We start from the raw sequence: 21,043 nt of genomic DNA, 5'->3' as shown, positions 1-21,043 counted from the left end.
AATTGAGAAATACTGATTTCCTGCCTCTGGTCTAGTTTTTACCTATAGCCTACGCCATACTGTTCTTATTACTGATTAACCTATTCATCAATGACGCTGAGTTAGACATGGACATCCGATCATTACGCTATTTTATTGCGGTGTTTGAAGAACGTAGTTTGAGCGCCGCCGCCAAACGCTGCTTTGTCGCCCAGCCCTCTATTTCTGCCACTCTAGCGCAACTGGAGGACGACCTAGGCACCAACTTATTTGTACGCCATTCCAAAGGCGTTACACCAACCGACAGTGGCACCCAGCTCTACCCTCATGCCTGTAGGATGATCAGTGAAATGAACGCCATGCGAGAGCTATTTTCCCAACCGGCTGAATCCCTCGACCTATCGATTTCATTGATGCCTTTTTTATCAGGTGCTTTGATAGGCAAAGTCATCAAAACCATGTTAGAAGAAGTGCCTGAACTGAAACTTAGCCTGGTCGATGACACGGAAAGTGCTGATTTACGCTTCACATGCAGCCGCTACAAACAAGATGACGATGTATTCTACCCCTTATGGGAAGACGAATACGTCATCGCCATGCCCACCGATCATTGGCTATCCGACTTCGCCAATTTATCCATCAAGCAAATAGACCGACAGCCCTTTATTTCGCGTACGCCTTGCGACATCTTAGAGTCATGGAATTATCTAGTACAAAAAAGTGGCTTATCAATGGACGTGCGGGCGACAGTCAAAACAGAAGAGTATGCTCTAGACTTGGTAGCAGCAGGATTAGGCATTTCCTTAATCCCAGAGCACTCAGCACGAGGCAGAACCGACATATGCATTCGTCCGTTAAACGACGTCAATCTAAAACGTATGGTGGGGTTAGCCCATCACAAGCAACACAGTTTTCCCGCGCATTTGATCCAAGCTATTTTATCGGCCAAAGCTAACATAGTCAGCACGAAAACACATGGGACACTCACTCCCTCTTTAAATACAGACCGACAGTAACGGATGTTTGGCATACGGAACCCCCTGTCGCATGATCAAAACGCATCAACCAGTGCTTTTTTACCCTTTGTATCTTCCGCTCATAATCCAGTACAGTTGAGTAAATACAACAATGAATATCGAGGTTACTATGCAGCCATCCACGTTCTTTGACTCCCTATGGCAAAGCTATGTCAAAGTGACACCACAAGCCGATCGTATACAAACTTTGTTTAAAAGCCATGGCGAAGAGGTTCTTAATGACCATGTTGCTTTTCGTACCTTCGCAAACTCACCGATTGCTTTGGCAAAGCTAGAACCACAGCTCGAAAGCATGGGGTATAAAGCCTATGGTGCATTTCGTTTTGAAAACAAACACCTTGTGGCCCGTTGTTACAAACACAGCGATTCCTCTTTGCCTAAAATATTCTTGTCTGAGTTACTGGTTGAAGAGCTACCAGAAAACTGTCAACACATTATCCAAGGCTTGATTAAACAGATTCCAAACGATGCCGTACAAACCCCTGAAATTTTCTGGGCTGGTTGCCTATGGGATACCGTCTCGCTGAAGGACTACAACACCCTTGCTGAACACAGTGAATACGCTGCCTGGCTAGCAACCATGGGATTACAAGCGAACCATTTCACCGTAAGCATTAATAAACTAGACACCTTCACCAGCATCGAAGAAGTCAATCAGCTGCTTCAAGACGAAGGTTATGTATTGAATCAAGTGGGAGGGTTGGTAAAAGGCTCTCCTGAGCTTTTTCTAGAGCAATCTTCTACCATGGCTGACAAAATAAGCTACACCTTTGCCGACGGTGAAGAAAAAACCATTCCAAGCTGTTTTTACGAGTTTGCCCGTCGCCATGTACAACCCGATGGAACACTGTTCGACAGCTTTATCGAAGGTAATGCTGATAAAATCTTCGATTCCACCAACACAAAATAACGCTGATCAGCGGTTATTTTTAGCAAATTAATATAACAAAACCATCAATAGCAGGCCTTAAGCGGCTTGCTATTGATGGTTGTTTAACCCGTCTCAGGTCGACATCCTTCCATATTTCCTTACCACTGATCATTAGAGAGTATGTACCGATTCCACAGGCCGTGTATAATGCTGGCAGTTTTTAAATAGGCTTACGAGATTATGATCAACCAACTTATTACATTTGCAACCAATCACTGGGAACTGGTCGCGGTCTTCGTCGTGATTTTGATTACCTTGATCTTCAATGAAACCAAAGGCGGTCCTAAAGGCGTATCTACTAGCACAGCGACCACTATGATGAACAATGAAGAAGCCATTGTTCTGGATATTCGTCCAGAAAAAGAGTACAAAACGGGACACATTACTGGTGCAATTAATATCCCTTCAGACAAAATTAAAAGCAGCCTAAACAAGCTTGAAAAACACAAGGACAAGGCCATTATCGTGGCGTGTAAGACAGGCATGAACTCAACGGCAAGTGCGAAAGAACTCAATAAAGCAGGGTTTGCAAAAGTCTTTAAACTGAAAGGCGGTATAACCGAATGGCAAACATCCAACTTACCACTGGTAAAAACTAAGTGAGGTAACCATGGCCAATGTCACCATCTACTCTAGCAATTACTGCCCTTTTTGCATTCGTGCAAAGCAGCTATTAACCAGCAAAAACGTCGATTTTAACGAAATCAACGTAGACGGTCAGCGTGAGCGCCGCCAAGAAATGATGGAAAAAAGTGGCCGCCATACGGTTCCACAAATCTGGATAGATGAATTACACGTTGGGGGCTGTGATGAACTCTTTGCCCTTGAACGTGATCAAAAGTTAGACCCTCTACTGGCTAAATAAGCTTGGAGCCGTCTTAACATACACATGCCTTACTATGGCAGGCGCTGCTCTGATGCAGCGATAATAATAACCCTACAAAGGAAAGAGTAACCATGGCTGAAAACACTGCAGCGACCGAAACCGAAGAGCAAGGTCCACAGCTTTCTATGCAACGCGTCTTTTTGAAAGACATTTCTTTTGAGTCTCCACGCTCTCCAATGGTCTTTCAAGAAGAGTGGAACCCAGAAGTGGGATTGGAGCTCAACACACGCAGCCGTCAAGTTGGCGAAAGTGTGTATGAAGTCGTTCTAGACCTCACAGTAAACGTTAAAAACAGCGATGAGCCTGCTTACTTGGTTCAAGTACAGCTAGGTGGTTTATTTGTCATTTCTGGTCTAGACGATCAGCAACTTCATCATGCTCTTGGCTCTTTCTGTCCTGCCACCTTGTTTCCATACGCTCGCGAGCACGTTGACTCAATCATCGTAAAAGGCAGCTTCCCTGCAATCATGCTAGCGCCGATTAACTTTGATGCGTTGTACGTAGAAAGCTTACAAAGCCAACAAGCTGAGACAGACACCACTCAGTAATAGCAGATCGAGTATTTTGTTAAAAAAGAGACCTAAGGTCTCTTTTTTTATGGCATAGTATTATTCTTGTCGATACATTTTTATCTTGCTAATGAGCTGACATTTCTATGTTTAAGAAGAGCATGCCTAAGAAGAAAAAGCCCTGCCCTTATTGCCTCAAAATGCGTTGGTTTTTACTCTATGCTGGCTGTATTGCGATGGTGGCACTGTTGATTGCCAATAAGTTTTTAGGAACAGGGCAGTAATGTTGTCGATGGATAAACAGACAACAATATTACCTTGTCAAATCATGACACGCCCCATTTGCATTATTAAATACCTGCTGATCGGCTTCATCGTTACATTATTATCGGGCTGCGCGACCTATCAGCAAGAAGTCCATAAAGGTTTATCGCTTGCCCATCATGGTGATTGGAAAGACGCTGAGAGCCAATTTAAAAGCGCGCTGGACAAACCTCAGGATAAACTCCTTTACTACTTAGAAGCGGGCGCCCTAGCCCAGAATCAAGGGGATTATAAACGTAGCAACCAACTGCTAGCGAAAGCAGACATACTCAGTGATACTTTTTTCCAAGAAAACTTTAAAAATCGTGCTTGGGCCTTGTTAAGCAATCCAAGACAAGGCGATTACCGAGGCAACGGTTTCGAGCGTGTCTATATCAGCTATCTTAAATCCCTCAATTATCTGGCCTTAGCCCAACAAGCAACGCAGCCAATTAAAAAACGCCAATTACAAGACGCCGCCCTCGTCGAGGCCCGCCGCATTGATAACAAACTCAATGAAATACAAGCGCAAGAACCCAGCTACAAAGAATTAGATGCCAAAGAAAACCAAGCGTTCTACCTCAAAGCCCTCAACTGGTTAAGCGGTTTTTATACCCGTGGACATAACGACAAGTATCTGTACCGAGACGATGCATGGGCACGCTACCTAGAAGGGATCCAATACGAGCAAAGCAAAGACTACGACGATGCTCGAATTAGCTATCAGCAAGCCGCTAAACTGTATGAATCTGGTTATGCCAAACAATATGGTCTGTCTAATGTTACGGCGGAACGCGCTTGGTTAGATACCATTCGTATGATGCGTAAAGGCGGAGATTGGAGCCAAGATGACATCAATAGATTGATCCGACAAAAATTATCGCCGACAATGCAAAAAACACTTAAAGATTATCAAAAAGGCGATGGGGAACTCATTGTCTTAGAAAACGAAGGGTTTGTTCCAGACAAGAGTGAGCTGTCATTGCAACTCTACGCCGATCCCAACGCATACTCATTAGTGCTCGCGCCATTTTTGGCCAATGGTGACAACCAACAAAACGATGCCTTTCGCTGGTTTACCATGGTGTATGCCGACGTCAATCCGCTTAACTTAATCGCCAATTACAAAGCAGGAGGGCCATGGGGGGCGTTTGGTGGCGTGTTTACCAAACGGGTCATTCTAGGCCCTGTCGTATGGAAACAACTTAAACGAGCCCATCTGGATACCTTATTAACACAGCAATTTATTCGTATTACCGTGCCCTATTATCCGCGTTTCACCTTAGACCACCATACCCCGCAGGTCTTGTTAAATGGTTCAGACATCAAGACCACTAGCATTCGTATGAGCTCTTTATCGGATATCGCCTTGCAGGAGCTACTATCCAATGCGCAACGGGACATTTATGAAAGTTTGGTGCGAGAATTATTACGCAGTTGGCTGGCGTTTCGCATTGCCAACAGTGTAAATGACGATACGGCAAAATTAATACTAAGCTTAGTAGGGCAAGTTGCTGTTTTTAGTAGCTCTGCGGCGGACACCCGAAACTGGCTCACCCTACCCGCACAAATCCGGCTAACGCGGATTCCGTTGCATCCAGGTGATTACACCCCCCAGTATAAGATCAATAATAAAGATTTTTCACATAACAAAATTGTGATAAAACCCGATAACATAACATTGTGGAACTTGCGTAACCCTTATTAGCCATTGAAGACTATCAACAAGGATTTAAATAATGCAAACGGCTCATTGGAAACATTTTACTCTCATACTCTTTGCCTTGATGCTGACGGCCTGTTCGACCACCGTTCAGCGCATCAACCCAGATCAAGAGGTCGCCCTGTCTGATCGTTGGAACAATATCGACTCAAAACTGGTCGCCGACGCCATGATCAATGACATGTTAAGCTTCCCTTGGTACCAAAACTACGATTTCACCCATAAAAGAAAGCCAACCATTATCATCCAAGACATTCGTAATAAGAGTGATGAGCACATTCCGGTGGATACCTTTATCAACGACATTAAACGCAGCCTGCTGCGTGCTGGAAACGTGAACTTTGTGGTCTCAGGTAGTGAACGCAATGATATTCGCAAAGAACGTGAGGATCAGGCTCTTAACGCGGCCCCCGGCACTGCGGCGAAATTCGGTTTAGAGCAAGGGGCCAACTTTGCCCTTTCAGGCACCATCAGCTCAATTGTCGATTCCAACGGCGACGAGCGAGTGAAATTCTATCAGGTCGACCTTAAGCTTATTAATATGACCACCAACGAAGAAGTCTGGAACGGTCAAAAACAAATTAAGAAATTGTCGAAAAAAGGCTTTTTCTAATGAGGAAGACAGGACCCAAATGGCATTGGTCGTATTGTCTAGCTATCACAAGCGTCACCCTGTTACTGAGCGGGTGCATGGAGACAAACGTAAAAGACGATACTACCATGGCCGTGACGCCCAACTTGGTGACACCAGCGACGGATAAACTCCCCAATTGGGTCCTCTCTCCCCCTCAAGACAGCTCACACCTTTACGGTGTGGGCAGTGCCCCACGTATCGACAATATTGCCTTGTCTTTTGCCCAAGCAGAACAAAATGGTAATGCACAGATCGCACAACAACTGCGCACCCAAGTAAGTCAAATCAATACACAAAATACGCAAGTCTCGAACGCCACCGGACAACCTGAGCAAGTAACCCGTATACAAAGCGCTTATACTCAAGTCAAAACGCCACCGATTGAGCTAGAGCAAACCGTCAATGAAGCCCGTTTTGCTGGCAAACATGTTGTCTACGCCCTGCAATCCATTAATCGCGATCGTATTGTGGCAAAGCTTAAGCTCACCATGCAGGATATTGACGAGGCCATTCAGCAGCAAGCCAGCCAACTCTCCAGCAAGCCTGGTGCAGCACCAAGAGAACAGGACTGGCGTACTTATATGCGGCTCATCCCTTTGTTCGCCAAGCGTAAAACGACACATGATGAATTAGCCCTCTATGATCAACACGTGGGCTCTTTTCTTCATTCAAACCCAGCCATATCCAGGCTAGAGACACAAACCAACAAGGCACTATCTGAATTTGGATTTGATACCACAAACACGTCGTTTCCACAGGCACTGAATAGTGCGCTGTCGACCTTTGGCCTCACGCCCAAAATGCACTCTACCTTTCAACTTACCAGTCAAACCAGCCAACACAGTCAAACACAAGACGGGCGATTTTATGTCTTTGAAGAGGGTACGTTAAGTTTATTGGACTCTACAGGCAATCAACTTGGCACATGGACAGCCAACGGCCGTGGTATCTCAACTGACAAAGACAGTGCCATACAACAGGCCCGAGGCGACTGGTCCCACCAAGCCATTCAAGCGATGTTTCATTGGCTAACCGGACAACAATAAAAAACCCAATAAAAACAGGTTTCTATTGGGGTTTTTATCAGAAGAAAATAATAGATTACACCAAGTCTTCGTAAGGCAAACCGACATATTGCATAGCAATCACACGGCGCCCGGCTTCGTTATTTGTATAAAAATTCAATTCAGACTCCATAAATTTAGCGTGAGTCTCTGTTTCTAAATCATTTTCACCAGTAAAATCATGCAGCATATTGGTCATCCACCAAGAAAAGCGTTCCCCATTCCAGACCCGACGTAGACAAATATCGGAATATTGGCTAATACAGTCCTTATCACCTTCTTTGTATACTCGAGTCAGCACTTTGTATAGTGTCGCCACATCAGACGCGGCTAAGTTTAAGCCTTTCGCCCCCGTAGGTGGGACGATGTGAGCGGCATCACCCACAAGGAACAAATGACCATATTGCATTGGTTCACACACAAAAGAACGTAATGGCGCGATGCTTTTTTCAATACTTGGTCCAGTAATCAACTTTTCCGCTACATCATTTGGTAAACGATTTTTAAGCTCTGTCCAAAATGCTTCATCACTCCAATCTTCGACCTTGTCTGTCAAAGGCACCTGAAGATAATAACGAGAACGAGAGGAGGAACGCATACTGGTCATAGCAAAGCCACGATCGGTTTTACAATAGATTAATTCATCGTTCACCGGTGGCGTATCAGACAACACTCCTAACCAGCCAAATGGATAGACACGCTCATATTCTTTGCGAGAAGAGGCAGGTATGGTTGGTCGAGACACCCCATGAAAGCCATCACAACCAGCAATATAATCGCAATCAAGACGGTAACGTTCACCCCCTTGCTCGAAGGTCACATACGGCGTATCGGTTTTTACGTCATGCAGTTCGACATTGCTTGATTCATAATAAGTTGTTAAGCCTGCCGCAGAACGAGCGTCCATTAAATCTCGGGTGACTTCTGTCTGCCCATACACCATTACCGTACTGCCACCAGTCAGTTTTTCCAGCTCGATTTTGACACGTTTATTGTTAAATGCCAGTTCGACGCCAGTATGTACTTGGCCCTCTCGGTCCATTCTTTCACCCACGCCTGCTTCGCGCAGTAAGTCCACCATGCCTTGCTCTAATACACCGGCACGAATACGACCTAGAATATAGTCACCAGATACACGCTCAATAATCACATTATCAATGCCTTGTTTGGACAGTAATTGTCCTAGTAATAGGCCAGATGGACCAGCACCAATAATCGCTACTTTTGTTTTCATGTTCTCTCACCTATTGTTTTTGTTGTTCCAGTTCAACAGCCAGCATAGACACACTGTTGATTTGAGAGGGCGACACCTTAAGAAAGGCTCAAAAAACGCCCGAAAGTGTCTTCATAGTGAGGGATAGGAGCGCTGAACGTTATGTCATTTCTGTTCAAAAAATTGTACTTTTTGTTCAATATAGCTTAGTTTAATTTACTAAAATATAGATAAAAACGTCACCAAAAATAAAATTAATCTAATAAAAACAAAAAATTAAATTCAATCCACCATGTTGATTTGTGATTTCCTCTAACACTAAATTCAATAGGATATTGCATCTTTCGAATATAACAGAAGAATAAAATGGCAAAAAGTACCAATAACATCCCTCATTTTGGCCTATATGGTGAATCAAGTTGGGTCGACGATCCGGAGTTTTTTCATATCGAAGACATTGTCTCCCGCAGTGAAAACCTTGACTGGAAAATCAATGCCCATCGCCATGTTCAGCTCTTTCAAGTGCTCATTTTGAAAGCGGGTGGGGCGCTGGTGCAGATGGATGAAAAACAGCAAAAGTTGGTCGGTAGTTGGGCCATCATCGTACCCGCAGGTGTTGTTCATGGGTTTCGATTTGCGCCCGACACTGACGGTCGAGTCATCACTATTGCCGAGCCCATGCTAGAAGATATTTATCGAGAAAAAGCAGCGCGCTTCGTTAAACCTCTTTTAAGCCAACCAAGCTATATCAACTTTAACGGTTATCAGTCGGCTTTTTCTGAATTATGGCCCTTACTTTCACAATTAGAAAAAGAGTCCGAACAAACCCGTAAAGGTCGTGTCTTAATGAGTGAATATCTGATCAAATCCATCTTGTTATTATTGCGTCGACAACAGCTTTCTTCAGGCATATTAAACACTGACATCACCCTTCAAAGTCAGCAGATTCACGAACTAAAAGAACTCATAGAGAAACACTACAGACAACACTGGAGCAGTGAGGAATATGCCACCACGCTGGGAACCTCTGTCAGCCGTTTAAACCGACTGAGTAAAGCCATGCTAAATCACAGTGTCCATGATTTAATTCGTGATCGTCTGCTCCTAGAAGCCAAACGTAACCTTATTTATACCGCTCGATCAGTAGAAGAAATTGCCTATGATTTAGGCTTTAAAGATCCAGGTTATTTTTCACGCTTTTTCAAGAAAGCCTGTGGCGTTCCACCAGGACGATTCCGCGCGCTTGCTAACCAGCCAACGGCCTAAATTTAGCACTCATACTCTTCTGTTTCCGCTCATTTCCTTGTGGGGTCCTTTATTGATAAGGACCTCACGATGAAGGGTGAATTTTTCTAACCTCTATGCTGAAAATTGATCGTTTGTACAAATTTCCACGGACTCCTATCATTAAGAGTGTCGATAAAGACCACCTCAACAGACAGGAGAAACACCATGAAAAACAATTACAAATACGATAGCTTAGGTAATTTAGATACGGACTATTACGTTGAAAAAGCCTATGAAATGCGTCGTGTATACTTTGCTCTTATGATGAAAAAAGCCGTTGCCAGCGTAAAAAATATTTTCTCTGGTTTCACCACTGCACGTCATTCACAAGGGCATACTGCTAACTAATTTTTCTACACAACGTTTCACTCAGCAAGCGGTGAAATGGACTTAGTTAGCTGGCTTTGTATACCTAAGCCATAGCAATAACTAAGAGCTTTCTGTAACCGATCGAAGTGCAACAAGAATAATATCGATCTGGCTACAGCTCTTCTTTTTCTCTCTAGAACATCTTGTCTTTTTCCCATCATCTTACTATTTTTCTTTTTCACACTACGTAGACTACCTATTTTGTTACGTGTTTAATAAGTTGCTGAACCATACCAAAACCTATCCGTCATGAAATCGTCATAATTTAGACATAAAATCATTTAACATACATGGATGGGCAATCGATAACATTTGGATAATAAACAATGAGCCAAATAGATGAACTGCAATTATTAAATAAAATCATCCAAGACGGCTTAATCACACCAGTATTTCAGCCCATATATGATTTGTCTAACGGGGCTATCTATGGTCATGAGGCGTTATCGCGAGGCCCCAAAAACAGCGCCTTGTTTAACCCTGATGCACTATTTTCTCTTGCCACAAAAAAAGGCCTGCTTCATGAGTTAGAGCTTTTATGCCGAGAACGAGCCTTATCACGTTTTGCGAAATTAGCACTAGAAGGGCGCTTATTTTTAAATGTGAGCGCCTCTCTGCTTAGCTCTCCTTTACACCAAAAAGGTATGACGCTGGAAATTCTGAATAATTTAGGCTTGGACCAAAAACGTATCGTCATCGAGCTATCAGAACAACATCAATATGACCACAATGGCCTATCAAGAATCAGTGTAAAACATTATCGAGACATGGGATTTCACGTTGCCATTGACGATTTAGGCGTCGGTTATTCAGGGTTGCGTCTTTGGTCAGAACTGCAACCTGAGATCGTCAAAATAGACAAACACTTTATTCATAACATCGACAAAGACGAAATAAAACGTGAATTTGTACGCTCTATTTTGAGCATTTCACAACGTTTAAAATGCACTCTGATTGCCGAGGGCATCGAAACGCAACAAGAGCTGGATCAACTAATTGACCTCGGCATTGAGTATGGACAAGGCTATTTTTTAGGTCACCCAACGGACAAACCCGCGTTTTCCACTCATCCTTATTTGAAGAAACAGGCACAAAGGCGAGCCGTATTTGAAGTGGACCATTCAGAAACAGTACGTTCCTTGTCGCGATTGACACCAACAGTCCAAATCGACAGCCACTTGGACGAAGTCTCAAACCTGTTTAAAGAAAATCAGGAAGTGCATTCTATTCCGGTGTTAAAAGACGAAAAGCCAGTAGGTGTTATACGACGTCATCAGCTCCACGAGCTCTTTTCTACCCCTTATGGGCGGGCACTGTACGAGCATAAATCGGCCACTTTATTACTCAACGAAGACATCATTGTGGTCGAAAGCAATATCAGCCTATCGACAGTGTCTACGTTAGTGACCAATCAGGAAGCCGATACTTTGAACAATGAAATTGTCATTGTGCATAACGGTAAATTCCTTGGTACGGGGTCCTTAAGAGATCTGCTAAGACGCATTACAGAACTGAAAATCCAAAATGCGACCTACTCCAATCCACTGACTCTCCTGCCTGGCAACGTCCCCATCAATCAAGAGGTCATGCGTCGCTTATCCAATCATGAAAACTTTCATGTGGCGTATTTTGATCTCAACGACTTCAAACCGTTCAATGATTATTTTGGCTACTCCATGGGGGATGAAGTGATCCAGCTGGTCAGCAATTTGATTAAAAATATCATAGAGCCGACACGTAACTTTATTGGTCATGTGGGTGGTGACGATTTTATCGTTATTTTTGCAGACGACAATTGGCAAGAACAGTGTCAGACGGTACTCGATCAGTTTGCTCAACAAGTACGACAATTTTACACCCAAGAAACCTTGCAAGCCGATGGTGTATGGGGGAGTAGTCGACAAGGCGAAAAGGTTTTTCACCCCGTGCTAAGCTTATCCGTGGGCGTTGTCGATTTGCGAGCAGAACAAGGATTAAACCATCATCAAGTGGCAGAATTAGCGGCATTAGCGAAAAAGTCAGCAAAACAAAAAGGTGGCAACCATCTTTATATTCAACCCTACCAACGTACGTACTCTCGCTCTACTTTACAAGAACCATCATAAAAATAAAGTAACTTATGACACACTTCCATAATGGGGTTGAAATGTGTCACCGTCCTCAAACTGTCATGACATTGTCTCAGGCCTGTCATGTTTCTTCCTTAATCTAACCTTAAAACCATAGCGTTAGCCATAGGACGAAACGATGCAAACGACTTTTCGAACGGTGTTTATATCCGATGTGCACTTAGGGACTAAGGCATGTCAGGCCGCCCATTTACTGGATTTCCTTACCACGATAAAAACAGACACTTTATACCTAGTGGGCGATATTATTGACCTTCAAGAAATGCGTCGTAAAGCACATTTTATCGACCTCCACTATCGGATTGTAGAACGTATTTTGTATATGGCAAAAAATGGCACTCAAGTCATTTATATTCCTGGCAACCATGATGCTTTTTTTCGTCAATTTACAGGGCAAACACTATCGGGCATCGAGATTCGTCTTAACGCTCGCCATACCACGGCCGATGGCCGACATTTCCATGTAAGTCACGGCGACGAGTTCGATCAAATGGTTAAAATCAGCCCATTGATGCTTGCCATTGGTGATCGTGCACATAGTGCTATGTTGTCACTAAATCAGTGGATTAATGGCGTGCGGCGTTTTATTCGGCTCCCCTATTGGTCCCTCGCTGGCTACCTAAAAAGCCATATCGGCAAAGCCAAGGAGTTCATCCATCGCTTTGAAACAGCAGCCCTCAAATCCGCTAAAAGCAAACACCTTGATGGCTATATTTGTGGTCATATTCACTTCGCTTCGTTTCTATTAAAAGAGGGAACGTTGTATTGCAACGATGGTGACTGGGTTGAACATTGCACCGCTCTCACCGAGTCAAAAACAGGCGAACTCAACCTACTTCACTGGTCAGAACAACCTAAACACCTTGCAACAGAGCCTCAAGATGAGCAATGGCAAGGCAATCCGCTAAGCCGCCAACCTAATTAGGTTTCCTTGACCTCCCCCATACATTGAAAAATATAGTGCGCTATTTAATTTCTTGACATTAAATAGCGCACTATCTAATATAAAACACATCCAGATAAAAGAACAAGGTAAGTCAGCCATGCAAGACACTCCCAAGTTAAATGAGCTTTTATGTTTTTCGCTCTATTCAACGTCTCTGGCGATGAATAAGTTGTATCGAAAACTCTTAAAGCCGTTGGGCATCACTTACCCGCAATATCTGGTGTTAATTCTACTTTGGCAACATAAGTCTTACCCTATGACCAATATTGGTGAAGATTTGTTCTTAGATTCAGCAACGCTGACCCCCTTATTAAAAAGAATGGAAAGTGCCAATTTAGTGACACGTCGTCGAGATAAGCAAGATGAACGACATGTGATTATTGAGTTAACGAAGCAAGGTCAAGCATTAGAAGACCAGGTAGAAAGTGTTTTTCAAGAGGCTATTTGTGCTTCTCAACTGTCGTTAGAAGACATTGGTAGGACCAAACATGTAGTGGATACATTGAGGCAAAATCTCATTCATTACAACGATAGCCACTAACCAACAGGGGGCGTTACCTTATAACCCCCTTGTGATAACCCGTTTAAACGATGACAAAACAGGAGTCAGATATGACAGCATTAAACCAAGTACTATACACTGCTCACGCAACGTCTAAAGGTGGACGCACTGGCGAATCAAAATCCGACGATGGTAAATTATCTGTCACTCTTAGCACGCCAAAAGAACTAGGTGGTAATGGCGGTGAAGGGACTAACCCTGAACAACTATTCGCAGCAGGCTACTCTGCGTGTTTCATGGGGGCATTGCAATTAGTGGCTTCTCAACAGCAAGCAAAATTGCCAGCAGACAGCACAATTGATGCGGCTATCAGCATTGGACCAATCGACCATGGTTTTGGTATTGCCGCGAAATTGACGGTTAACTTACCAGGAATGGATAAAGCGCAAGCAGAGAAGCTGGTTGATGATGCTCACCAAGTTTGCCCATATTCCAACGCCACTCGTAACAACATTGATGTTACCTTAGCCGTTAATGTATAAACGTCTAGGTTTGCTCACTAACCTAGAACGCTCTATTTTATGAGCAAAATGGTTTTAAAAAAGGGCGTCTCAACATGAGAAGCCCTTTTTTATGAACGGTTATTTGTTCTTGTCTATCAAAGCAGTCGTCAAGCCTATTTATGAGCCAACGATGAGACAGTTACGGCCTTTTGATTTGGCTAAATATAAGGCATCATCTACTCTTGAGAGAAGCGTGTCCGTTGAATCTTCTGCACGAAAATTGCTGATGCCAACACTGATGCTGGTCGATACCGTTTTATGATCACATGAGAGTCGATACGAAGCCACTCCATCGCGTACTTTTTCCATCAAAGCAATGGCCTTTTCTTGAGAATATCGAGGCAGTATGACAAGAAATTCCTCGCCGCCCCATCGGCCTAACAAGCCATGATCATTAATGATGTTATTCATTAATTTCCCCAAAGCCACTAAAACATCATCCCCCACCTGATGACCAAATTGATCATTCACTTTTTTAAAGTAATCAATGTCGATCATCGCGACGGTCAATCCCTCTGACAACGCATCCTCTCGATGCTCAACAGCATAAGACAAACGCTTCATGATAAAGCGTCGATTGGGCAACTCCGTCAGTGGGTCAATTAATGATGTTCTCTCTAACTCAAGATTCAACTGACGTAAATTACGCTGATAGCGATCCGAGATTCGAGTAATCTTCTCTAGCTGTCGCAAGTGCTTATCAAAACGCTCACTTAAGCTTTTTTCACGCTGCATCATCATATCTTGGTAAGAATCCGATAATCGTGTCAGCCGATCCATTCTATTCCACTGCTCTTGATTCACTTCCCACAATTGACGCAAAGCCCGGCTTGCGGGGTGATCATTATATTGGGGAGTATTGAGTATCGTTTGAATCTCCTTTTCAAGCTCAGAGAAATTGGTCTTCATCTATTTACCTATAATCTCAAAAGGAAAATGGCAGTCTTCTTTGAATTCTTCCGCTAACTCAGCAACACGTTCATTGTCTTCATCAAAATACCAATTCACTGAGACCTGACGACCTTGCTGAAAGTATTCTTCCATTTCATCAAAGATGTCCATCATGACTTTAATACTACTGGTATTCAAATACAGTAATGACAACTCAAGCTTGAGCGGCGCAGACGATTGGTCTAAATATTGACTGACCCAAGCCACCATCTCAGCATACAACTCATAGGAGTTTTCAGGATAAGAATCACCTTCCATGTATAACGTACCTTCTTGCCAGCTAGCTCTCACACTCGGCGAAGAAACGGTCCCATCTATTCTCAAATCTTTCATCGTGTTCTCTCAAATCTCTATGCTTAAGCTAAAGTAAGCGGTATCGTCATCGATCATTTGCAAATTCGCTTCCATTGGTTTTGACGATTTACGAGCCATATCAATTAACCCTAGTCCGGCACCAGTGACCGCATTTTCATCACGTGGTTTACGCAACTGAGCTTTATACAGGGCTTTTAACTCAGTTTTATCCAATGCTGCTAATGCATCAATACGTTCCACTAACGCCTGACCATCTTCAATTTTGACAATATTACCGGCTGAAACTCGATAGTAGCCTTCATCGTAACTCACAATCACCGTTGCCACTTCAACACCAGGCAATTGGGAAGACGCCGCATAATGACGAATATTTTGCGTGAGTTCTATATAGGCTGCAAACACATCCAACGCACAAGCGGGTGACATTTGCTCTGATTTCAAATAGTTTTTCAGTGCATTGCCTATTTCTTCAATCAGACTGCGAGAAATAGGGCCATTAAAACAAAGTAGAATCCTGTCTTTTTCAAAACGCTCCCTCAAATCATATAAATTTGGTGCAGGCATCTCATCAAACCTCATCATTTTGCGTTTTTGGATCAAACCGGAAAGACAACAACGTGATATCGTCTCGTTGAGGTTGATCCCCCATATAGTCATCTAGAGCAGATTCAAAAAAGTCCGCTTGATCCCTTAGGGGTAAAGAAGCATTGTCTTTTATCAACCCTTCAAAACGTTGATTACCAAAACCAAAGTTCTTCTCCCCACCCGCCTGATCTAAAAAGCCATCAGTTGTCATATAATAGGTCCAGCCAGACATAGGTAATTCGGTATTGTGATACTCGCCTACTCGTCTATCTCCCAATGCTCTTCGTCCTGATTTTTGCTTTATGATCTCATCGCCATTACTGCCATAAAGCGTAATTTTAGCGCCGGAGAAACGAATAAAATCCCCTTGATTAGGCACATAAACCAACCCAACATCAGCATTTGTTGCCACTTTATTCGCACTCAACTCTTCATTCAACATAGAACGCAAGGTAGTATCAATAGAACTGAGCAAAGCCGCTGGATTTTGAATGCCAACATGACCTATAGCATAGTCAATGGCAGCACGCATCAACATCGTCATCAATGCACCAGGGACACCATGCCCAGCACAATCGACGATACCTAATAAACAGCCCTCGTTTGTGTTGTGGAACACATAAAAGTCTCCCCCCACCACATCTCTTGGTCGCCATATGACACTGTGCTGATCCCCCAAAAATTGACACATTTGCCGATCCGGTAAAATCGACTTTTGAATCAAGCTGGCATAATCAATAGACGCTCCTATTTTGCGGTGCGCATCCACCACTTTCTGGTGTGCCTCCTCCAGCTCAGCAGTGCGCTTTTGAACTTGTTTCTCTAGCTCCTGAGTATGGTTTCTAACCTGTTGAGCCATAGTATTAAATGTCTTGCTCAAATCACCAATTTCATCGTTACTACGCGAAACCAAAGACACATCGTAGGAACCACCCGCAATACTTTTTGCCGATTGTTGTAATTCTCTAATGGGGGTAATCACTAAACGTTCAATCACCAGCCCAAAAAAGCCCAAAAGTAAAATCAGCAACAACACAAGAACGCCAAGCGTCGGCAAAACAAGATTAGAATCAAACAGACTAACCTTGTTTAAATCTATATTGGTTACCACGTACCAATCTAACAATGGAAAATACACAAACGCCATTAATTGCTGGTGCCCACCTTGCTCTACCTTAATAGTGACAACCTTTTCCTTATCATGGCGCGCTTTCTTTAAAGCCGCTTTCACTTTTTCTTTAGACTTATCATTGTCCAACAATGCATAAATAGAATGTTGTTTGTCCTTACCATTCATCGAGTTGTAGGCAATCATCTTTTCGTTATGATGAATTTCGATACTGCCATTGGCATTGATAATAAAGGGCGTTACCCCAGGAATGGCGTTATCCGCAAACTGTTTAATAAAATGGTCTAAAGACAGCCCGGTTCCCGCAAGTCCCAAGAACTGTCCATGATCTACAATATGGACATCAATCCAAACCTTTATGACCTTTAATACCGAGTCGTAATTCACATTGATAACAAATGGCACGTGCTGTTGACGGGTTAGAAAATACCAACTGTCAGCAGGTTTATTAGCGTCTAACACATATTTTGGCGTCGTCGACAATGGACTATTTGGATCCGCAAAAAAGTACTGCTTCGTTGCATCATTCACCAAGAACATATTATGGCTTTGAAACGCGTTAAGATAACTCTGCGTTTCCTCTAACCATAGCTTTTTTAACGCTGGGTCATCTGGCTTTCTAAGCCATGCTTTGACAATGGGGGAATTCGCAAACCGTTGCGCTAACGCTAGCTCTCGAGAAACTGGCGTCAACATTCTCTGATAGTTTAACTCGGTAAAACTATTCGCATAATTTTCAGCGGAATACTCTTGCCCTTTTTGAACAAAATACCAGCCAATCATTGCAACCATTAATAAAGCAAACACACTCGTACTTGCCAACGCAAACAACGATTTACCACGCAAGCCCCACCGTGCCATAAGCGTATCCTTTGATATAAATGAGAAACAGTAAGATTATGTATACACAACCGCTAATTAGTAACTAAATGTCTCTATTGGCATGGGGCGAGCCAGTAAAAAACCCTGAAACAGATCACATCCGTGTTGCTTTAACCAATCAAATTGGGCTTGTGTTTCAACCCCCTCAGCAATCACTTCCATATGGAGATTATGACCTAAACCGATAATAGAGGCGGCAAGAGACGCTTGCTTATCACTTTCTTGTATCGCTCGAATAAAGGACTGGTCAATTTTCAGTTGATCGATCGGCAGTTGTTGAAGATACGATAACGAGGAATAGCCTGTCCCAAAATCATCTAAGGAAATCAGGACGCCTAACTGCTTGAGAGACTGCATCTTTTGAATGATATCAAATTGATCATGCACTAACATACTCTCAGTGAGCTCAATTTGTAATTGTGCTGGAGGAATCCCCGTTTGATAAATTGCCTCTTTTACTTGTGACACAAACTCCTCTTGGGAAAACTGCAATGCACTGACGTTCACAGACATGATCAAATGTTTTAACGCTGGATCCTTTTGCCAGTCAGCCAATTGCTTCAACGCCGTTCGTAATACCCAATCCCCTAAAGGCAGAATTAACTTTGACTCTTCAGCAAACGGAATAAAATACATTGGGGAAATCATCCCCCTTTCCGGGTGCTGCCACCGAACTAAAGCTTCCACCCCTTTCATTTCTTTGTTCGCCGTCCATTGCGGCTGGTAATATAAAACAAATTGTTCTTCGGCTAAGGCCCGCCTAAAATCACTGTCTAACGTCACACGTTCTAATACTTTTTCGTGCATTTGAGGAGCGTAAAAGCATACTTGATTACGACCACGCCCTTTGGCCTCATACAAGGCAAGTTCTGCCTGCTTGATGACCTCTTCACTATTGCTTGTTTCTTTACCAAACAGAGCAATACCAATACTAGCGGAGAGATGATAAGGCGCGCCACCCAGCTCAAACGGCACACTCAGCGCCGTCATGATTTTTTCAGCAACATGCTTAGCGCGATAAGCAATTCTATCTTCTGAAACAGAGACATCCACATCCTCCAACATAATCAGAAACTCATCGCCACCAAAGCGAGATACAATATCCCCCGAGCGTGTTGAATCCATCAAACGCGATGCAATTTGTTGCAATAGCGCATCCCCAACCAAATGCCCTCTAAGATCATTCACATCTTTAAAATGGTCTATATCAACAAACAACAAGGCACTGCGACGAAACGTTAAAATGCCACTTTCCAGTATGTGATCTAATTCTTTGGTGATCAAACGACGGTTTGCCAAACGCGTTAAGCTATCGTAGTAATTCAACTGATTAATGCGACGCTCATTATCTTTGGTTTCAGAAATGTCTTTAAAGGTCGCCACATAGTGGGTTAATACACCATGCTCATCTTTTACCACAGAAATACTCAGCCATTCTGGAAAAATTTCACCGTCTTTGCGACGATTCCAAATTTCTCCTTCCCAACTTTCAAACCTTTCAATGTGTTCGTACATATCGCGGAAAAATGCTTTGGAATGGCGGCCAGAACTGATAATAGCGGGGGTTTTGCCAATGACTTCTTTCTCTGTATAACCCGTTATCTTCTCAAAGGCAGCATTCACTCGTACAATACAGTTTTTCGTATCAGTAATTAAAATACCGTCTTGTGTTTGAAAAGCCGTGGCGGCAATACGAAGTTCCGACTCGACGTTTTTTCGAAAGGTCACTTCGCGGGTAATCACAACAAAAAAGCCGTCTATCTCATCATCCGACTGGGAATAGGTTGCTGACACTTCATACCATCGACGCCCTAATTCAGTCTCTAAATAGCACTCATGGCCTTTGGTTATTCCATACTCTTTTGCACAATGTATCGCCTCTTCAAATACCGCCCCCACGCTAATTGGAAAAAACGCTCTATAGTCCACTCCCAAAGGTGAACCAAGAAAACGATAGTCCTGCTCGATACGCGGTGAATGATAGGCAATAATACAACCGTCTAACCCCACTTCATAAATCGAATCCTGCATGGCGTTCAACAATACCGTTAGACGCTTGTTGAGAGTTTTTAATGTGGCAGTCCTTTTATCCACCAAGCTTTCTAGATTATGGTGACTGAGACGAACTTTTAGACCCAAACAGACAAAGTAGGCCATCAAAAAGCTGACAGAGAGGATAAGCAACACACCTAACAAAAGCATCCATATAGAAACCCATGAGCTTTCAGGAGCGAGGTATAAACGCCAAGTCATCCCCTGAATAGGGATATCAAGGTGAATAGCATAGGGACTAGAAGCGACTTCTTTGGAGGCAGCCACCGTCTGTGCTTTACTATGTTGCGCTTGGTTGAGAACAGTCAGTTGATAATCTAAATGTCGACTGACAAATTCATTTAAATCTAATCGCTGCATCAAATCAGCCATATCAATAACAGTATTACTCAATCCCCAAAAAGAAGAGTGCCCTTGCTGATCTTGCAAATAGACGGGGAAAGAGCCAATGATCTCTTGCTTATCCGAGAATACATGCAATGGCCCTCGAAAAGTAACAGATCGAGGTGCATCACCACTGATATAAAGCTTCTTTTCGTCGTCACCAATAAACTGACTCTTATTTAGAGCTTGCTCATGCCCCTTTAGTGGGTAGATATACTGAATCAAACCTTGTGGAGCAAGCGAGAACAATTCAACATCAGGATAGTAGGTCTTCAAGGAGTCAGCTAAATAAGAAAAACCGACGGGGTTCCCCTGAGACTTTTGCAACATGGCGGCGAAGGCATAATTAGCCGATACACTTTTATTCAGTGTGGTGACTAAAAGCGAGGCGTTACTTTGCGCTAGGGCCATCGCCATATTTTTTTCATCTTGTACCTCTATTTTATAAAACTGAAACGCCACATACCCTAAAATAAGCAGAGTCGTCATAAAAACAAAGAGACAAAATTGTTTAGGTCTATTTAGTAATTTAAGAAAAAAATTTAACATCAATGATAAAACCACAACTTAAATAATAAAAAACAAACTGTTTTTACTCACCGTAATAGCAACATTGAGCGTTAACGATCCTACTATAGGTTATTTTTTTAATCGACCTTCCCATCGTAAA

The 21,043-nt window shown here is 43.1% G+C and carries 21 protein-coding genes; 15 read left to right on the top strand and 6 right to left on the bottom strand.

Translation table 11 applies throughout. From position 1 onward, the window contains the following. Positions 1-107: 107 nt before the first annotated feature. The 9 genes from AC0VYG_RS02705 (at position 108) to AC0VYG_RS02665 (ending at position 7,048) form a co-directional block, all read left to right on the top strand. A complete protein-coding gene (locus AC0VYG_RS02705; RefSeq protein WP_475430821.1) occupies positions 108-995 on the top strand; it encodes a LysR family transcriptional regulator in 888 nt (295 codons plus the stop codon). Positions 996-1,125: 130 nt separating this feature from the next. Beyond that, positions 1,126-1,926 carry a 2-oxoadipate dioxygenase/decarboxylase family protein gene (locus tag AC0VYG_RS02700; RefSeq protein ID WP_475430820.1) on the top strand — a complete coding sequence of 267 codons (801 nt, stop codon included), beginning with the start codon at positions 1,126-1,128 and terminating at the stop codon, positions 1,924-1,926. 201 nt (positions 1,927-2,127) lie between these two features. After that, complete coding sequence (locus tag AC0VYG_RS02695) at positions 2,128-2,550, top strand: rhodanese-like domain-containing protein (RefSeq protein WP_475430819.1); 423 nt, start codon at positions 2,128-2,130, stop codon at positions 2,548-2,550. A 7-nt stretch (positions 2,551-2,557) separates the two neighbouring features. Beyond that, the gene (gene grxC / locus AC0VYG_RS02690; protein WP_475430818.1) at positions 2,558-2,812 is read left to right on the top strand and encodes a glutaredoxin 3; all 255 of its coding nucleotides are present in this window, start codon (positions 2,558-2,560) and stop codon (positions 2,810-2,812) included. 92 nt (positions 2,813-2,904) lie between these two features. Next, entirely contained in the window at positions 2,905-3,381 is a 477-nt protein-coding gene (gene secB, locus AC0VYG_RS02685; RefSeq protein WP_475430817.1) for a protein-export chaperone SecB, read from the top strand. A gap of 107 nt (positions 3,382-3,488) precedes the next feature. Continuing rightward, positions 3,489-3,626, top strand: a complete 138-nt coding sequence (locus tag AC0VYG_RS02680) for a hypothetical protein (RefSeq protein WP_475430816.1) — start codon at positions 3,489-3,491, stop codon at positions 3,624-3,626. Next, complete coding sequence (locus tag AC0VYG_RS02675; protein WP_475430815.1) at positions 3,626-5,353, top strand: COG3014 family protein; 1,728 nt, start codon at positions 3,626-3,628, stop codon at positions 5,351-5,353. Before AC0VYG_RS02680 ends, AC0VYG_RS02675 begins: the two co-directional genes overlap by 1 nt. A 31-nt stretch (positions 5,354-5,384) precedes the next feature. Further along, positions 5,385-5,981 carry a penicillin-binding protein activator LpoB gene (locus tag AC0VYG_RS02670; RefSeq protein ID WP_475430814.1) on the top strand — a complete coding sequence of 199 codons (597 nt, stop codon included), beginning with the start codon at positions 5,385-5,387 and terminating at the stop codon, positions 5,979-5,981. A 77-nt stretch (positions 5,982-6,058) separates the two neighbouring features. After that, a complete protein-coding gene (locus AC0VYG_RS02665) occupies positions 6,059-7,048 on the top strand; it encodes an LPP20 family lipoprotein (RefSeq protein ID WP_475430813.1) in 990 nt (329 codons plus the stop codon). Between the two features lie 55 nt (positions 7,049-7,103). Here AC0VYG_RS02665 and pobA read toward each other — a convergent pair whose 3' ends face one another. Continuing rightward, the gene (gene pobA / locus AC0VYG_RS02660; protein ID WP_475430812.1) at positions 7,104-8,300 is read right to left on the bottom strand and encodes a 4-hydroxybenzoate 3-monooxygenase; all 1,197 of its coding nucleotides are present in this window, start codon (positions 8,298-8,300) and stop codon (positions 7,104-7,106) included. 345 nt (positions 8,301-8,645) lie between these two features. Between pobA and AC0VYG_RS02655 the strand changes: the two genes are divergently transcribed. The 6 genes from AC0VYG_RS02655 (at position 8,646) to AC0VYG_RS02630 (ending at position 14,054) form a co-directional block, all read left to right on the top strand. Beyond that, on the top strand, positions 8,646-9,545 hold the full coding sequence (locus AC0VYG_RS02655) for a helix-turn-helix domain-containing protein (protein WP_475430811.1): 900 nt from the start codon (positions 8,646-8,648) through the stop codon (positions 9,543-9,545). A 186-nt stretch (positions 9,546-9,731) separates the two neighbouring features. Further along, positions 9,732-9,914 (top strand): RSP_7527 family protein, encoded by a 183-nt coding sequence (locus AC0VYG_RS02650; RefSeq protein WP_475430810.1) that lies wholly within the window; start codon positions 9,732-9,734, stop codon positions 9,912-9,914. Between the two features lie 347 nt (positions 9,915-10,261). After that, a complete protein-coding gene (locus AC0VYG_RS02645) occupies positions 10,262-12,040 on the top strand; it encodes an EAL domain-containing protein (protein ID WP_475430809.1) in 1,779 nt (592 codons plus the stop codon). A gap of 142 nt (positions 12,041-12,182) precedes the next feature. Beyond that, a complete protein-coding gene (locus AC0VYG_RS02640) occupies positions 12,183-12,989 on the top strand; it encodes a UDP-2,3-diacylglucosamine diphosphatase (protein WP_475430807.1) in 807 nt (268 codons plus the stop codon). A gap of 118 nt (positions 12,990-13,107) precedes the next feature. Further along, positions 13,108-13,551 carry a MarR family winged helix-turn-helix transcriptional regulator gene (locus AC0VYG_RS02635; protein ID WP_475430806.1) on the top strand — a complete coding sequence of 148 codons (444 nt, stop codon included), beginning with the start codon at positions 13,108-13,110 and terminating at the stop codon, positions 13,549-13,551. 71 nt (positions 13,552-13,622) lie between these two features. Further along, complete coding sequence (locus AC0VYG_RS02630) at positions 13,623-14,054, top strand: organic hydroperoxide resistance protein (protein WP_475430805.1); 432 nt, start codon at positions 13,623-13,625, stop codon at positions 14,052-14,054. A 138-nt stretch (positions 14,055-14,192) separates the two neighbouring features. On the opposite strand, the gene AC0VYG_RS02625 is transcribed toward AC0VYG_RS02630, so the two are convergent. The 5 genes from AC0VYG_RS02625 to AC0VYG_RS02605 are packed head-to-tail and all read right to left on the bottom strand — an operon-like array spanning position 14,193 to position 20,862. Next, entirely contained in the window at positions 14,193-14,984 is a 792-nt protein-coding gene (locus AC0VYG_RS02625; RefSeq protein ID WP_475430804.1) for a diguanylate cyclase, read from the bottom strand. Beyond that, positions 14,985-15,359 (bottom strand): biofilm regulation phosphoprotein SiaC, encoded by a 375-nt coding sequence (gene siaC / locus AC0VYG_RS02620; RefSeq protein ID WP_475430803.1) that lies wholly within the window; start codon positions 15,357-15,359, stop codon positions 14,985-14,987. A gap of 9 nt (positions 15,360-15,368) precedes the next feature. Continuing rightward, a complete protein-coding gene (gene siaB / locus AC0VYG_RS02615) occupies positions 15,369-15,905 on the bottom strand; it encodes a biofilm regulation protein kinase SiaB (protein ID WP_475430802.1) in 537 nt (178 codons plus the stop codon). A 4-nt stretch (positions 15,906-15,909) separates the two neighbouring features. Then, positions 15,910-17,916 carry a biofilm regulation protein phosphatase SiaA gene (siaA, locus tag AC0VYG_RS02610; RefSeq protein ID WP_475430801.1) on the bottom strand — a complete coding sequence of 669 codons (2,007 nt, stop codon included), beginning with the start codon at positions 17,914-17,916 and terminating at the stop codon, positions 15,910-15,912. 57 nt (positions 17,917-17,973) lie between these two features. Continuing rightward, positions 17,974-20,862 carry a bifunctional diguanylate cyclase/phosphodiesterase gene (locus AC0VYG_RS02605; RefSeq protein ID WP_475430800.1) on the bottom strand — a complete coding sequence of 963 codons (2,889 nt, stop codon included), beginning with the start codon at positions 20,860-20,862 and terminating at the stop codon, positions 17,974-17,976. Positions 20,863-21,043 lie beyond the last annotated feature (181 nt).

Source organism: Marinomonas sp. 63XJN7_7_ISO-PGPR-S23-202 (assembly GCF_056173505.1).
This window is presented reverse-complemented; position numbering and strand designations above follow the sequence as displayed.